This is a genomic window from Nonomuraea sp. NPDC004702, assembly GCF_053601695.1.
Genome location: NZ_JBSGCE010000035.1, coordinates 39,699 through 53,889, shown reverse-complemented (window position 1 = coordinate 53,889; position 14,191 = coordinate 39,699). Strand labels below are relative to the sequence as shown.

The 14,191-nt window shown below is 73.5% G+C and carries 13 protein-coding genes; 6 read left to right on the top strand and 7 right to left on the bottom strand.

Features of this window, described 5'->3' with window-relative positions:
• The first annotated feature begins 360 nt into the window (after window positions 1–360).
• From ACWEJ6_RS34275 to ACWEJ6_RS34250, 6 genes are read left to right on the top strand one after another with little or no spacing between them, the layout of a single operon-like run.
• On the top strand, window positions 361–1,674 hold the full coding sequence (locus ACWEJ6_RS34275) for a Wzz/FepE/Etk N-terminal domain-containing protein (RefSeq protein WP_452429159.1): 1,314 nt from the start codon (window positions 361–363) through the stop codon (window positions 1,672–1,674).
• The gene (locus ACWEJ6_RS34270; protein WP_452429157.1) at window positions 1,671–2,936 is read left to right on the top strand and encodes a hypothetical protein; all 1,266 of its coding nucleotides are present in this window, start codon (window positions 1,671–1,673) and stop codon (window positions 2,934–2,936) included. Before ACWEJ6_RS34275 ends, ACWEJ6_RS34270 begins: the two co-directional genes overlap by 4 nt.
• Window positions 2,933–3,829, top strand: coding sequence for a hypothetical protein (locus ACWEJ6_RS34265; protein WP_452429155.1), 897 nt, complete (start codon window positions 2,933–2,935; stop codon window positions 3,827–3,829). Before ACWEJ6_RS34270 ends, ACWEJ6_RS34265 begins: the two co-directional genes overlap by 4 nt.
• Window positions 3,826–4,680 carry a sulfotransferase gene (locus ACWEJ6_RS34260; protein WP_364337702.1) on the top strand — a complete coding sequence of 285 codons (855 nt, stop codon included), beginning with the start codon at window positions 3,826–3,828 and terminating at the stop codon, window positions 4,678–4,680. Before ACWEJ6_RS34265 ends, ACWEJ6_RS34260 begins: the two co-directional genes overlap by 4 nt.
• The gene (locus tag ACWEJ6_RS34255; RefSeq protein WP_452429153.1) at window positions 4,668–5,921 is read left to right on the top strand and encodes a lipopolysaccharide biosynthesis protein; all 1,254 of its coding nucleotides are present in this window, start codon (window positions 4,668–4,670) and stop codon (window positions 5,919–5,921) included. The genes ACWEJ6_RS34260 and ACWEJ6_RS34255 overlap by 13 nt, the downstream gene beginning before the upstream one ends.
• Entirely contained in the window at window positions 5,918–6,808 is an 891-nt protein-coding gene (locus ACWEJ6_RS34250; protein WP_387676947.1) for a sulfotransferase, read from the top strand. The genes ACWEJ6_RS34255 and ACWEJ6_RS34250 overlap by 4 nt, the downstream gene beginning before the upstream one ends.
• Here ACWEJ6_RS34250 and ACWEJ6_RS34245 read toward each other — a convergent pair.
• From ACWEJ6_RS34245 to ACWEJ6_RS34215, 7 genes are all read right to left on the bottom strand, one after another.
• Window positions 6,798–7,841 (bottom strand): WecB/TagA/CpsF family glycosyltransferase, encoded by a 1,044-nt coding sequence (locus ACWEJ6_RS34245; protein WP_452429151.1) that lies wholly within the window; start codon window positions 7,839–7,841, stop codon window positions 6,798–6,800. The two genes, ACWEJ6_RS34250 and ACWEJ6_RS34245, sit on opposite strands and share 11 nt — an antisense overlap.
• Window positions 7,838–8,725: a glycosyltransferase family 2 protein gene (locus ACWEJ6_RS34240; protein WP_452429149.1), complete on the bottom strand. Its 888-nt coding sequence runs from the start codon at window positions 8,723–8,725 to the stop codon at window positions 7,838–7,840. Before ACWEJ6_RS34240 ends, ACWEJ6_RS34245 begins: the two co-directional genes overlap by 4 nt.
• Window positions 8,722–9,621, bottom strand: coding sequence for a sulfotransferase family protein (locus ACWEJ6_RS34235; protein ID WP_387676938.1), 900 nt, complete (start codon window positions 9,619–9,621; stop codon window positions 8,722–8,724). Before ACWEJ6_RS34235 ends, ACWEJ6_RS34240 begins: the two co-directional genes overlap by 4 nt.
• A 141-nt stretch (window positions 9,622–9,762) precedes the next feature.
• Complete coding sequence (gene cysN / locus ACWEJ6_RS34230) at window positions 9,763–11,025, bottom strand: sulfate adenylyltransferase subunit CysN (protein ID WP_352321986.1); 1,263 nt, start codon at window positions 11,023–11,025, stop codon at window positions 9,763–9,765.
• The gene (gene cysD, locus ACWEJ6_RS34225; protein WP_352321984.1) at window positions 11,025–11,939 is read right to left on the bottom strand and encodes a sulfate adenylyltransferase subunit CysD; all 915 of its coding nucleotides are present in this window, start codon (window positions 11,937–11,939) and stop codon (window positions 11,025–11,027) included. Before cysD ends, cysN begins: the two co-directional genes overlap by 1 nt.
• A gap of 18 nt (window positions 11,940–11,957) precedes the next feature.
• Entirely contained in the window at window positions 11,958–12,722 is a 765-nt protein-coding gene (locus tag ACWEJ6_RS34220) for a 3'(2'),5'-bisphosphate nucleotidase CysQ (RefSeq protein ID WP_387676933.1), read from the bottom strand.
• The gene (locus tag ACWEJ6_RS34215; protein ID WP_452429215.1) at window positions 12,722–14,098 is read right to left on the bottom strand and encodes a sugar transferase; all 1,377 of its coding nucleotides are present in this window, start codon (window positions 14,096–14,098) and stop codon (window positions 12,722–12,724) included. Before ACWEJ6_RS34215 ends, ACWEJ6_RS34220 begins: the two co-directional genes overlap by 1 nt.
• Window positions 14,099–14,191 lie beyond the last annotated feature (93 nt).

Sequence of the window (14,191 nt, the reverse complement as noted above, 5' to 3'; positions counted from 1 at the left end):
CGCGAAAGACGCGAAGTGACACTTCATCGCGAAAGACGCGAAATGAGAAAAGCCCCGAAGCTGCAACGCCTTCCAACCCCCTTGTCGACGGACCCCCGCCTATCAAACCTGAACCTTGCCATGCCATTCCTCGAACTTCAGCCAGTGTGCTGGTCTGCCCAGCTCACCGCCCACGACCCGCCACCCGCATTTTCTGGAAATATCCATTTAAAAAGGGGCATCTTCGCGGCCGTACCGGAAAAAATCTTCAGTATTCGACTTGGGTAATATCCGTCCGGCCTATAGTGGGCGCACACTGCGCCGAGTGACGCAGCGTTGCCCATCCGCGACAGCGCGCATCCCCTCCAGGAGACCGTCCCCATGAGCCCGTCGCCGGACTTCCAGGCGCGCCGTCCGGGCGCCGACCTGGACGAGCACCTCTCCCTGCTGCGCAGGCGGTGGCTGCTGCTCGTCGGTTGCGTCGTGGTCGGCGGCACTGCCGGGCTCGCCCTGCTGCGCGCCACCCCGCCGGCCTACACCGCGATCACCCAGGTCCTGGTCACGCCCGTCGACGGTCAAGACCAGGGCAACCAGGTGAGCAACCGGCAGCGCGAGCCGCTCAACCTCGACACCGAGGCCCAGATCGCCCAGTCGGCGGTCGTCTCGGCGCGGGTCGCCCAGGCCCTGCGGATCACCGCGCCGCAGCCCGTCGAGGTCTCCGTCCCGCCCAACTCCGCCGTGTTGTGGATCTCGGTGACCGACGCCGATCCGGTGGCCGCCGCCGCGCAGTCGCGGGCCTACGCCGACGCCTACCTGGCCAACAGGCGCGAGAGCGCGCAGGCCGCGACGGCCGAGCGGCAGCAGGCGGTGCTGGCCAAGCTCAAGCAGGTCAACACCGGCCTCGACGCGGCCATCAAAGAGGTCGGCCGCCTGCCCAAGGGCAGCGCCGAGCACGCCATCGCCACCCAGCGCCAGAGCGTGCTCAACCGGCAGGCCGCCAGCCTGACGCTCAAGTACGACGCGCTGCGCACGATCGCGGTGACCCCCGGCTCGGTCATCAGCGAGGCGCTGCCGCCGACCCGGCCGAGCTCCCCCAGCCTGCCGCTCTACCTCGGCACCGGCCTGATGGCCGGCCTGCTGCTCGGCGCGGCGGCGGCCTACGCCCGCGACCGGCTCGACACCCGGCTGCGCACGGCCGCCGACGTCGAGCGGCTGACCGGGCTGCCCGTGCTGACCGACCTGTCCGCCTCCCGCGAGCACGGCGTGCTGCACGAGCTGGCCTGCGCCGTGGTCGCGGCCTGCCCCGGCCAGCGGCTGCTGGTCCGGTCGCTGCCCGCCGACCTCTACGCCTCCTCGCTGGCCGAGCCGCTGGCCATCAGCGCGCCGCTGTCGGTGCTCGACGGCTCCGACGTCCGCGACCTGGCGCGGGCCGACGCGGCGCTGCTGCTGGTCGGGCTGGGCCGGGTCACTTCGCCGGAGGTGACCGCGGCCGCCCGCCATCTGGAGCGGCACGACGTGCCGGTCGTCGGCGTGGTGACGGCGACCGACGCGGTGCCGGAGTTCGTCCCGCTGCTGGAGCCGCGCGCCCACACCTCGCTCGGCAAGCTCGTCGCCACCGGCGAGCTGGAGGTGAGCCTGGCTGCCGAGACCACGCCCATGCAGTCGTTCCACCACCGGCAGCGCAAGCAGCCGTGACAGGACCAGCCTGGCCGATCGCGGCGCTCCTGCTCGGCTACCCGATCTGGTGGGCGCTGGGGTTCGGCGGCCTGTCGGTGATCGTCCTGGCCGTGCCGATGGCGGTGATCCTGTGGCGGCGCCGGCCGGTCCGGGTCCCCCACGGGTTCGGCCTGTGGCTGCTGCTGCTGGCCGGCTACCTGCTGAGCGCGATGATGCTGGACGAGCTGCCGCCCGGCACGTACGGCGGGTTCAGCGCCGGCCGCCTGATCGGCTGGGCCATGCGCCTGGCCCTGTACGTGTCCGTCCTGGTCATGGTGCTCTACCTGGGCAACCTGACCGAGCGCGAGCTGCCGCAGCTGCGCCTGGTGCGCTGGCTCGGCGTGCTGTTCCTGACGACGGTCGCCGGCGGCCTGCTCGGCGTCCTGGTCCCGCACTTCGCCTTCACCTCGCCGGTCGAGCTGCTGCTGCCCGGCTGGATCAGCGAGAACTCCTTCGTCCAGAACCTCATCCATCCCACGGCCGCCCAGACCCAGAAGGTGCTCGGCTACTCCTCCCCCAGGCCGGAGGCGCCCTTCGAGTGGGCCAACGCGTGGGGCAGCAACGCGTCGGTGCTGCTGATCTGGTTCCTCGTCGGCTGGTGGACGTACGGCGGCCGCCGGCGCCGGATGCTGGCGGTGCTGGTGATCGCCCTGGCCGCGGTCCCGGTCGTGTACTCGCTCAACCGCGGCCTGTGGATCGGGCTCGGGCTGGCCGTGGCGTACCTGATCGTGCGGGTGGCGGGCCGGACCAGGATCGTGCTGTGCGGGGCGGTGGCCGCCGGGCTGGTGGTGTTCGCGCTCAGCCCGCTGGCCTCGGTGTTCGCCCAGCGGCTGGACAAACCGCACTCCAACGACGTCAGGGCCTTCACGATGACCGCCACGGTCGCCGCGGCCCGCCACTCGCCGGTCATCGGCTACGGCAACACCCGCAACTCGCTCGGCAACCACCGCTCGATCACCACGGGCAAGACCCAGTGGTGCGCGGCCTGCGGTCACCCGCCGCTCGGCAGCGACGGGCAGCTCTGGCTGCTGCTGATCACCCAGGGCTTCACCGGGGCCGCCCTCTACGTGGCGTTCTTCCTCGGCGCCATCCGCCGCCACTGGGCCGACCGCTCCCCGATCGGGCTGGCCGGGGTGCTGGTGATGGGTCTCGTGCTGCTCTACATGTTCGTCTACGACGGCCTGGTGACGCCGCTGAGCCTCTATCTCATCTCGTTCGCCCTGCTGTGGAGAAACGCATGAAGGACGCCTCCGCGCGGCTCGGATACCTCCGCGAGACCGTGCGCCTGCTGTTCCCCGGTACCGGGTCGCCGCGGCCGTACTCGGTGCTGCCGCACCGGGTGCTGCCCCGCCGGCTGGCCCCGCGGCGCTGGTGGCACGTGGGGGGCGCGGTCGCCGTGCCGCTGGAGGGGTCCGTGGCGGCCTATCTGGGCGAGGTCTTCGACGCGCCCGTGGAGGTCGTGCTCCACGTGCGTCCGGCGTTGCGGCCCAACCGCAAGCCCGTCCTGGAGGCCCGTACCGGAGGGCGGCTGCTGGCGTACGTGAAGGTCGGCGACAGCCCGCTCGCCCGCGAGCTGGTCGGCCGCGAGGCGGCCGCGCTGCGCGGGCTGGCCGCGGCGCCGCTGAAGACCGTCGTCGTGCCCGACGTGCTGCACCACGGCGAGTGGCGCGGCCTGCCCGTGCTGGCGCTCTCGCCGCTGCCCGTACGGCGCCGCCGGGTGCCCCCGGCCCTGCTGAACGCCGCCATCATGGAGATCGCCGCCACCGGCGGTCCGGTCCCGGCCTGGCACGGCGACCTGTCCCCGTGGAACATCTGCCCCTCCGCCGACGGCCGGCTGCTCGTCTGGGACTGGGAGCGGTACGAGACCGGCGTCCCCTACGGCCTCGACGCCGCCCACCACCTCTTCCAGCGGGCGCTGCGCAGGATGGACCCGCCCACGGCGGCCCGCGCCTGCGTGGCCAGGGCGCCCCGCGAGCTGGCCCCGCTCGGCCTGTCGTCGGCCGAGGCCAGGCGGACGGCGCTGCGCTACCTCATCGTGCTGGCCGACCGGCACGCCGCCGACGGCCACTGCCCGCTCGGCCCGCCCGAGACCTGGCTCAACCCGGCCGTCGACCACGAGGAGCTGCTGCCATGAGGACGATGAAGCGGCCGGTGCTGTCCTTCTCGCGCCTGGCGGGCCGGTTCACGTCGAGCGCGCGGGTGCTGCCGTCGTTCCTGATCGTGGGGGCGCAGCGGTGCGGCACGACCTCGCTCTACCGGGCGCTGGCCCAGCACCCGCTGCTGCTCAAGCCCGTCCTGCACAAGGGCGTCCACTACTTCGACGTCGGCTACCACCGGCCGATGGCCTGGTACCAGGCGCACTTCCCGCTGCGTGCGGGCGCGGCGCTGCTGGCCCACCGGTACGGCGGCCGCACCCAGGCGTTCGAGTCGTCCCCCTATTACCTGTTCCATCCGCTGGCCGGTGAGCGCATCGCCGCCGACCTGCCCGGGGTCAAGCTGATCGTCCTGGTCCGCGACCCGGTCGAGCGGGCCTGCTCGGCCCACGCCCACGAGCTGGCCAGGGGCTTCGAGTCCGAGTCGCACCTCGAATCCGCCCTTGAGCTGGAGGCCGAGCGGCTGGCCGGGGCCGAGGAGAGCCTGCGCGTGTCGCCGTTCTCCGAGCACCACTCCCACCGCCACCACGCCTACCTGGCCCGCGGCCGGTACGCCGACCAGCTCGACCGCCTCGAACCGCTCTTCGGCCGCGACCGGATCCTGGTGCTCGACAGCCACCGGTTCTTCGCCGAGCCCGAGACCGCCTACGACCGCGTGCTGGAGTTCCTGACGGTGCCGCACCTGGGCTATCCGACGTTCGAGCGGCACAACGGCCGGCCGCTGCCCCGGCCCGTGCCCCGGGTGCTGGAACAGGCGCTCAGGGACCATTTCGAGCCCTACGACGCGCGGCTGACGCGCTGGCTGGGCGGTGAGCCGTCGTGGCGCCGGTGATGGTCCGGCGCGGGATCGCCGGGCTGACCGGGGCCGGGGTGAGCGCGCTGGCGCAGTTCCTGGTGGCCGTGGTGGTGACCAGGGCGTTCAGCCCGGCGCAGGCGGGGGCGTTCTTCAGCGTGACGGCCCTGGCCCTGATGGCGGCCGGCATCGCCAAACTGGACGCCGGCAACGGCCTGGTGTACTTCATCGCGCGGGCCAAGACGTACGGCTATCGCGGTATCTCCGGCTATTTCCGGGCGGCCATGGTGCCGTGCGCGCTGGCCGCCTGCGCGGCCGGGGTGCTGCTGGAGCCGCGCATCGGGCTGCTGGCCTGGGCCCTGCCGGTCATCGTGCTCGGCGACATCGCGCTGGCCGCCACCCGCGGGTTCGGCTCGATGCGGCCCACCGTGCTGCTGGACGGCGTGCTGCTGCCCGCCGCGCAGCTCGTGCTCGTCACCTGGGCGGCGCTCGCGCACGCGCCGCAGTGGCTGCCGGCGGCCTGGGCGCTGCCCTTCCTGCCGCTGCTCGTCCTGGCCCTCGCCGACCTACGCGGACGGGCGCCGCGCACGCCGTACCTGCCGGGGACCGGGCGTGACCTGTGGCGGTACACCGCGCCCCGGTCCGCCGCGGGCGCCATCCAGGCGGTGTTCCAGCGGCTGGACATCGTGGTCGTCGCCCTGCTCGGCGGACCGGCCCAGGCCGCGGTCTACACGGCCGCCACCCGGTTCCGGGTCGTCGGGCAGCTCGCCAACCAGGGGCTGGCGCAGGCCGTGCAGGAGCGGCTGGTCCGGGCGCTCGCCGACGGGGAGCTCGGCCGGGCGCGCGAGCTGTACCAGGCCACCACGATCTGGCTGGTGCTGCTGACCTGGCCGGTGTGGCTGGGCTACGCCGTCCTCGCGCCGTGGCTGCTGCGCGTCTTCGGCCCCGCGTACGGCGCCGCCGCCCCCATCGCCCTCGTCCTGGCCGGGACCATGCTGGTGGCCTCCGCCTGCGGCATGGTCGACGTCGTCCTGACCGCCGCCGGCCACACCCTGGCCAGCCTGCTCAACCTGCTGGCCGCGGTCGCCTGCACGGTCGCGCTCGACCTGGCCCTGATCCCCTCCCACGGGGCGTTCGGCGCGGTCGTCGGCTGGTCGGCCGGGGTGATCGTGAAGAACCTGCTGCCGCTGTGGCAGCTCCACCACCGCTACGGCCTGCGCCCGTTCGGCCGCCACACCCTGCCCGCCCTGCGCCCGCGCACCTGGGCGGCGGCCGCGTGAGCGCGCCCGTCCTGGTCACCGGCCTGCCGAGGAGCGGCACGAGCTGGGCCGGCAAGATGCTCACCGCCGGCGGCGGCCTGGTCTACGTCAACGAGCCGCTCAACCCGCAGCACCCGCCCGGCCGCTGCCCCGGCGTGCTGCGGGCCGAGGTCGCCCACCGGTTCCAGTACATCTGCGACGACAACGCCGCCGACTTCCTGCCCGCCTTCCGCGACACGGTCGCGCTGCGCTACCACTGGCTCGCCGAGCTGCGCGCCAACCGCTCCCCCTACGACCTGGCCCGGCTGGCGCGCTACGGCACCGCGTTCGCGTTCGGCCGCCTGGCCGGGCGGCGGGCGCTGCTCGACGACCCGTTCGCGGTGTTGTCGGCGGGCTGGTTCGCCCGGCGGCTGGGGTGCGCGGTCATCGTCCTCGTCCGCGATCCGGTGTCGTTCGTGGCGAGCTGGCGCCGTCTCGGGTGGCGGTTCGACGTCGGCGACCTGCTCGGCCAGCCGCTGCTCGTCCGCGACCATCCCGGGCTGCTGGGCCTGCATCGGCTGCTCGGCTCCGCCGACGACCTGGCCACGACCGCCGCTCTGTGGCGGGCCGCGCGGTCGGTGCTGGCCGCCACGCCCGGCGTCCTGGTCGCCTCGTACGAGTCGCTGGCCGAGGATCCGGTCGCCGGTTTCCGGGGTCTCTACGCCCACGCGGGGCTGCCGTGGTCACCGTCCGCCGAACGCCGGATCGTCCGGGCCTGCACCACGCCGTCCCGCCGGTCGGCGGCGTTCGCCTGGTCGGGGTTGTCCCGTACGGCCTTCCGTCCGATGGACTCCCGTCACGCCCTCGCCACGGCGGCCCGGGGGCTCACCCCGGCGGAGGCGGCCCGGGTCCGGGCCCTCACCGCCTGAGCCTGGTCAGCAGGCAGCCGGCGAGCAGGCGTACCGCGAAGGGGAGGTCGTCCACGAGGTAGCGCCGCGCCAGCCGGCCGGGCTCGCTCATCAGCCGGAACGCCCACTCCAGCCCGGCCCGCCGCATCCAGCGCGGCGCCCGCTGGACCGTGCCGGCGGCGAAGGCGATGGCCGCCCCGCAGCCCACGAACCACGCCTGCGGCAGCTCCTCGCGCAGCTCGGCGATGAGCAGGTCCTGCCGGGGGAAGCCCAGCCCGACGAACACCAGGCGGGGCCGCGCCGCGACCACCCGGCGCCGCACCCGCTCCCTTCCCTCCGCCGTGTCGTCGAAGCGGTACGGCGGCGCGTGCACCCCCGCCACCTTCAGCCCGGGACGGCAGCTCCTGAGCTCGTCGGCGGCCAGCTCGGCCACCCCCGGAGGCCCGCCGAGCAGGTAGACCGGCCAGTTGCGGGCCGCGGCCACCTCGCTGAGCGACCAGATCAGGTCGGCGCCGGTGACCCGTTCGGGCAGCGGGGTGCCGAGCAGCCTGGCCGCCCACACCAGCGGCATGCCGTCGGCCACCACGATCTCGGCCGAGCCCACGAGCTCCTGGAGGGCGGGGTCGCGGGCGACGGCCCGGCAGATGTCGACGTTGGGCGTCACGATGCGGCCGCCCCGTCCGGCCGCGGCCTCGGCCGCCACCCAGCGCACCACGTCGGCCTCGGTGACGACGTCCAGCCCGACGCCACCGACCCGCACGCGCTCCCCGGCACGTCCTCGACGCCCGGCCTCGGCGGGCCCACGACCCGCCGGGCGCTCGGACGGGAGGGTGCGCGCAGCCCCCGGCTCGGCGCCACGGCCTCGGCCGACCACGGGCGACCCGGCGGCGCGGGCCCGCGCGGCCTCGGCGGCATGCCCGGCCCCCGACGCGTACGTCCGGGCGGACGCGGCCTCGGCGGCATGGCCGCGGGCGGGCGGGGAGTCGGAAGCGGGGCTCGGGGTGGACGGGCGCTGCCCGGGGACGGCGGGGATGCGGGTCCTGGGCGGGGTCATATGCCGTGCCCCCGCCCGTGCAGCAGCCCGAGCACGGTCGCGGCCGGGACGATCCCCGCCGCGACGGCCAGCGCGATCGGCGCCCGCGGCTCACCTGGCCGCGCACCGAACGCGCGCACCGCCCACCGCACCGCCACGCGCCGCCGCCCGAGCGCCGCGTACGCGAAGGCGAGCTGGCCGTAGACCCGCGCCGCGCCGCGCCGGTCGGCCGCCAGCTCGGGATGGCGGTCGAGCATCCAGTCGAGCCCGGCGATCCGGTCCGCCCAGCGGGCCGCGTAGTAGGACGAACCACCCCACCGCACGCGGACGAGCGGCCGGTCGACGTGCGTGATCGGCCGCCGCCGGGCCGCGCGCAGGGCGAGGTCCCAGTCCTCGTTCTGGCCCCCGGGGGCGCTCTCGTCGGCCCACAGGGCCCCGCGCCGGAACAGGAACGTCGAGGAGTGCACCATCACCATGCGCGACCGCAGGAGGTCGGCCGCGGTCACCGTGTCGGCGCCCGCGAGCCTCGCCACCCGGCGCCCCCCGTGTTCGACCTCGATGGCGCAGCTCGCGAACTCGCCCCCGGTCACGCCCAGCGCCCGCGCCTGGGCGGCGAGCTTGCCCGGCAGCCACAGGTCGTCGTCGTCGCAGAAGGCGACGAGATCGGTGTCGAGGGCCGCGATGCCGGTGTTGCGCGCCCCCGGCAGCCCAGGGGCACGCCGGTTGGCCAGGACGGGCACGCCCAGCTCCGCCCCCGGGCGCCCGCGCCCGCCGTCGTCGACCACGACCACGGCCAGCCGCCCCGGATAGTCCTGGGCCAGCACCGCCGCCACGGCCTCGCGCAGCAGCTCGGGCCGGTCGCCGCGGGTCGGGATCACCACCCCCACGGACGGCGGCGCGCTCACGCGGCGACCTCCCGGTAGCCGTACCGGACGCGGAGGGGCCAGGTGAGCGCGGCGACCAGCCGCCGGTCCCGGACGGGCAGCCCCGCACGCCACGAGTCGTCGCACCGCAGCCGGATCCCCCCGACCTGGAACCGCATCGGATTGCCGGACGCGGTGTGCGCCGGCCCGAGCCGCGCCGTCGTGCCCTCCAGGAACGGCAGGCCGGGCACGTCGAGCCCGAGGAAGCCGGCCAGCGCGGTCAGCGTGGGCTCCGGGTCGGCGACCAGGTCCTCGTAGCGCACCCGGGTCACGCGGGCCCCCTGGCGGGCCAGGAGCTCAAGACCGGCGTTCTGGGCCGTCCAGTGGAGGGACGTGCGCAGCGGCCCCCAGCGGGTCATGGGACGCCCGTCCTCGGGCCGCTCGACGGTCCTGCGCCAGGAGTGGGCCACCGCCCGCGGATCCCGGACGACGTGCACGACGCGGACGTCCATGCCGGCCGCGACCAGGCAGTGGGCGAGGGAGGCGTGCTTGCTGGAGTCGATCACGACGGGCGCGCCGGTCGCCTCGTAGACCCTCCGGTAGGCCCGCGCGTACTCGGCCAGGTCGGGATGCGCGATGCGCCCCATCCGGTGGGTGCGATCGACCCGCTGCCGCAACGCGAGCACCCGCTCAGCCACCGACGGCCGCCATCCGCCGAACGCCGCCCGGCCCACCTGCCGCCAGAAGTCGCAGGCGGCGAAGGCGGCGCCGCAGCCGCACGGCTCTCCGGCCAGCACGCCCCTCGACCACAGGTGGACCACCTCGCCGAGCGCCACGACGCCGGGCAGCTCGGCGAGCAGCCGCTCCAGCAGAGTGGTGCCACTACGGCCGAGGCCACCGAGGAAGATCACTCGGGTGGCGGATGCGCGGTCGGTCACAGGGGGAGGGCCTTCACACGTCGCCAACACGGAACGCGACGACCCTAGCGCGGAGGGTAATCAGATGGTCAGGAAACCCCGCAAAGATCTACCGAAACGGCGAACGGCCCGGCGTGGTGTCGCCGGGCCGTTCTGGGACGCTCAGCTGGCGTCGATGATCATGCCGGCGCCGACCGTGCCGTTGGTGGCCTCGTCCACGAGGATGAAGCCGCCGGTCAGCCGGTTGCGGGCGTAGTCGTCGACGAACAGCGGCTGGGTGACCCGCAGCGAGACCCGGCCGATCTCGTTCAGGCCGAGGGCGGTGGCCTCCTCGTCCCGGTGCAACGTGTTGACGTCGAGCCGGTAGTGCAGGTCGCGCACCAGCGCCCGCGCCGTGCGGGTGGTGTGCTTGATCGTCAGCTTGGTGCGCGGGGTCAGCTTGAGGCCGTCGGCCATCCAGCAGACCATGGCCTCCAGCTCCTGGGCCGCGTGCGGCTGGTTGTTGGGCCTGGCGATCATGTCGCCGCGCGAGATGTCGAGGTCGTCCTCGAAGCGCAGCGTGACCGACATGGGCGGGAACGCCTCCTCCACCGGCCCGTCGAACGTGTCGATCGAGGCGATCCGCGTGCTCAGCCCGGACGGCAGGTGGGTCACCTCGTCGCCCGGCTTGAGCACCCCGCCCGCGACCTGGCCCGCGTAGCCGCGGTAGTCGTGGAAGGCGTGGTCGGTGGCCTTCTGCGGACGGATCACGTACTGGACGGGGAAGCGCACGTCGACCAGGTTGCGGTCGGAGGCGATGTGCACGTTCTCCAGGTGGTGGAGCAGGGACGTGCCGAGGTACCAGGGCATGTTCTCCGAACGCGAGACGACGTTGTCGCCGTTGAGCGCGGAGATCGGGATGAACGTCAGGTCGCTCACGTTGAGCTTGGAGGCGAAGGAGGTGAACTCCTCCCGGATCTCCTCGAACCGCTCCTGCGAGTAGTCGACCAGGTCCATCTTGTTCACGGCCAGCACCAGGTGCGGCACGCGCAGCAGCGAGGTCAGGAACGCGTGCCGGCGCGACTGCTCCAGCACGCCCTTGCGGGCGTCGATGAGGATGATCGCCAGGTCGGCCGTGGAGGCGCCGGTGACCATGTTCCTGGTGTACTGGATGTGGCCGGGCGTGTCGGCGATGATGAACTTGCGCTTGGGCGTGGCGAAGTAGCGGTAGGCCACGTCGATCGTGATGCCCTGCTCGCGCTCGGCCCGCAGGCCGTCGGTCAGCAGCGACAGGTCGGTGTACTCGGTGCCGCGGTCGCGGGAGGTGCGCTCGACCGCTTCGAGCTGGTCCTCGAAGATGGCCTTGGAGTCGAAGAGCAACCGTCCGATGAGGGTGGACTTGCCGTCGTCGACGCTTCCCGCGGTGGCAAAGCGGAGAATGTCCATCAGAAGTAGCCCTCTCGCTTGCGGTCCTCCATGGCGGCCTCGGACGAGCGGTCGTCGGCCCTGGTGGCCCCCCGCTCGGTGATCCGGGTGGCCGCGATCTCCTCGATGATCTCCTCGACCGTGGCGGCCGTGGACTGCACGGCGCCCGTGCAGGTCATGTCGCCGACCGTGCGGTAGCGCACGACGGCCTCGAAGAGCGGCTCGTCGTCGCCGCGGGACACGACGTCGGAGTCGGGCAGCAGCATGCCGTCGCGCTCGAACACCTTGCGGGTGTGCGAGAAGTAGATCGAGGGGATCTCGATGCCCTCACGCCGGATGTAGTCCCAGATGTCGAGCTCGGTCCAGTTGGACAGCGGGAAGACCCGGATGTGCTCGCCCTTGCGGATGCGGGAGTTGTAGAGGTTCCACAGCTCGGGGCGCTGGTTCTTCGGGTCCCACTGGCCGAAGTCGTCGCGGAAGGAGAACACGCGCTCCTTGGCGCGGGCCTTCTCCTCGTCGCGCCTGGCGCCGCCGAAGACGGCGTCGAACTCGTGCTCCTCGATCGCGTCGAGCAGCGTGGTGGTCTGCAGGCGGTTGCGCGAGGCGCGCCGGCCGGTCTCCTCGACCACCCGGCCGCTGTCGATCGACTCCTGCACGCTGGCCACGATCAGGCGCGCGCCCAGCTCCTCGGAACGGCGGTCGCGGAACTCGATGACCTCGTCGAAGTTGTGCCCGGTGTCGACGTGCATCAGCGGGAACGGGATGGCCGCGGGCCAGAACGCCTTCTCCGCGATGCGGAGCATGACGATCGAGTCCTTGCCGCCGGAGAAGAGCAGACACGGCCGCTCGAACTCCGCCGCCACCTCGCGCATGATGTGAATGGCCTCGGCTTCGAGTACGTCGAGCTGCGACGTCGTGTAGTCGCGCTGGAGCATGGGCGCTTCCTCCGGCGGTTAGCGGTGCAGGTCCCGAATTCCGGCGAGCAGGGATGTCGCCAGCTCCGGTAGGGAAACCAGGATATCCGGTAGTGACGGGTCGGCTTGGTTGTAGGTCAGCTCCGAGCCGTCGACGCGGCTGGCGAACGCCCCGGCCGCCTGCGCGACGGCCACGGGGGCCGCGGAGTCCCACTCGTACTGGCCGCCGGCGTGCACGTACGCCTCGACCTCGCCGGTGAGCACCGCGGAGATCTTCGCCCCCGCCGAGCCGATCGGCACCAGGTCGGCCCCCAGCAGGTAGGCCAGCTTCTGGACGAACTCCGGCGGACGGGTGCGGCTCACCGCGATGCGGAAGCGGCCCTTCTCGAAGGCCGGCAGGGCGGGCGGCTCGGCGGTGGTCAGCGTACGGCCCTGCGCGGGCAGCGCCACGGCGCCCGCGGTCAGCTTGCCGCGCTCCCACAGCGCGACGTGCACCGCCCAGTCGGACCGGCCCTCCTCGGAGAACTCGCGCGTGCCGTCGAGGGGATCGACGATCCACACGCGCTCGGCGCCCAGCCGGCGCGGGTCGAGCCGCTCCTCGCGGGTGGCCTCCTCGGACAGGACACTGTCACTGGGACGCAACCGTGCCAGCGCCTCCATGAGGAACACGTGCGCGGCCCGGTCGCCCTCCGCGCGCAGCGCCGCGGAGTCGCCGAACCCGGTGCGCTCGCGGACCTGCAGCAGCCTCTCGCCCGCCTCCGTCGCCAGGTCGCCGGCCACGGCGTGGTCGTCGCGAATCGTCATCAATATGCTCCTTGCCCGCGGGCGACGGCCGACCAAGTCTTCCACAGGATCTGCAGGTCCAGCGTGAGGGACCAGTTCTCCACGTAACGCAGGTCAAGACGGACGGATTCCTCCCACGATAGGTCAGATCGTCCGCTCACTTGCCACAGCCCGGTCAGCCCCGGACGCACCAGAAGCCGTCTGCGCACGTCGTCACCGTAGCGCGCCACCTCCTCCGGAAGGGGCGGACGGGGGCCGACGAGCGACATGTGTCCGAGCAGCACGTTGATGAGCTGGGGCAGCTCGTCGAGGGAGTGGCGGCGCATCAGCGTGCCGAGCGGCGTCACGCGCGGATCGTTGCGGATCTTGAACAGCACGCCGTCGTGGTCGCTGACGAGAGTGATCTTCTGCTGCTCCGAGCCGCGCCGCATGGTACGGAACTTCAGGATCGTGAACGGCCTGCCGTCCTTGCCGATGCGGGTCTGGCGGAACAGCGCGGGCCCCGGGCTCGTGCCGCGCACGGCCACGGCCAGGGCCGCCAGCAGCGGCGACAGCAGCACCAGCAGCGCGGCGGCGACGACGCGGTCGAAGACGTTCTTGACCAGTTGCCGGGCGCCGGTCAGCTCGGGGTGCTCGACGTGCAGCAGCGGCAGCCCGGCGGCCGGCCGGATCATCGTGCGCGGGCCGGCGACGTCCATCAGGGCGGGGGCGACGACCAGCTCGGTGTGGGTGCGCTCCAGCCGCCAGGCCAGCCGGCGCAGCGCGTCGCCGTCCATCTCGGGGCAGGCCAGCACCGCCACGGTGTCGGCGCGCATCTGGTCGACGACCAGCGGCACGTCGCCGAAGTCGCCCGCGACGGGCACCTCGGTCAGCACCCCGGGCGGCTCGCCGTAGGGCAGGCAGGCGGCCACGACGTCCATGCCGTGGTGGCGCTCCCTGCGGAAGAGGTGGACCAGCTCGGCGACCGAGGCCGGATGGCCGACCGCGACCACCCGGCGCATGCAGGCCCCGGCCGCCCTGCGCCGGTTGAGCGAGCGCCGCAGCAGGTAGCGGGCGACCAGCGTGAGCAGCGTGACCAGGGGCAGCGCGAGCACGACGTAGCCGCGGGCGACGTCGGTCTTGGTGACGTACGAGCCGATCGCGGTGGCCGCGGTCAGCGCCACGCCGGCGTGCACGACGCGGCGGAACTCCTCGGAGCCGACGCCGATCATGCGGGGCTCGTAGGCCCGGTTGAGCGCGACCGCGCAGATCCACACCCACGGCAGCGCCACGCTGACCAGCAGGTACGGCAGCACGTAAGGGGTGAACCCGCCGAACCTGCCGCAGAAGGCGGCGGCGGACCCGATGCCCGCCCCGCACAGATCGCCCACCACGGCACGGAACCGGTAGGAACGCATCCACGCCGGAGTCACCGGGCTGACCCGCCACGAGAGGGCCTCGCCGGACTTCACGGGCTCTCCTGCCTCACTCCGTGAGGCGGCCTCGGTCGC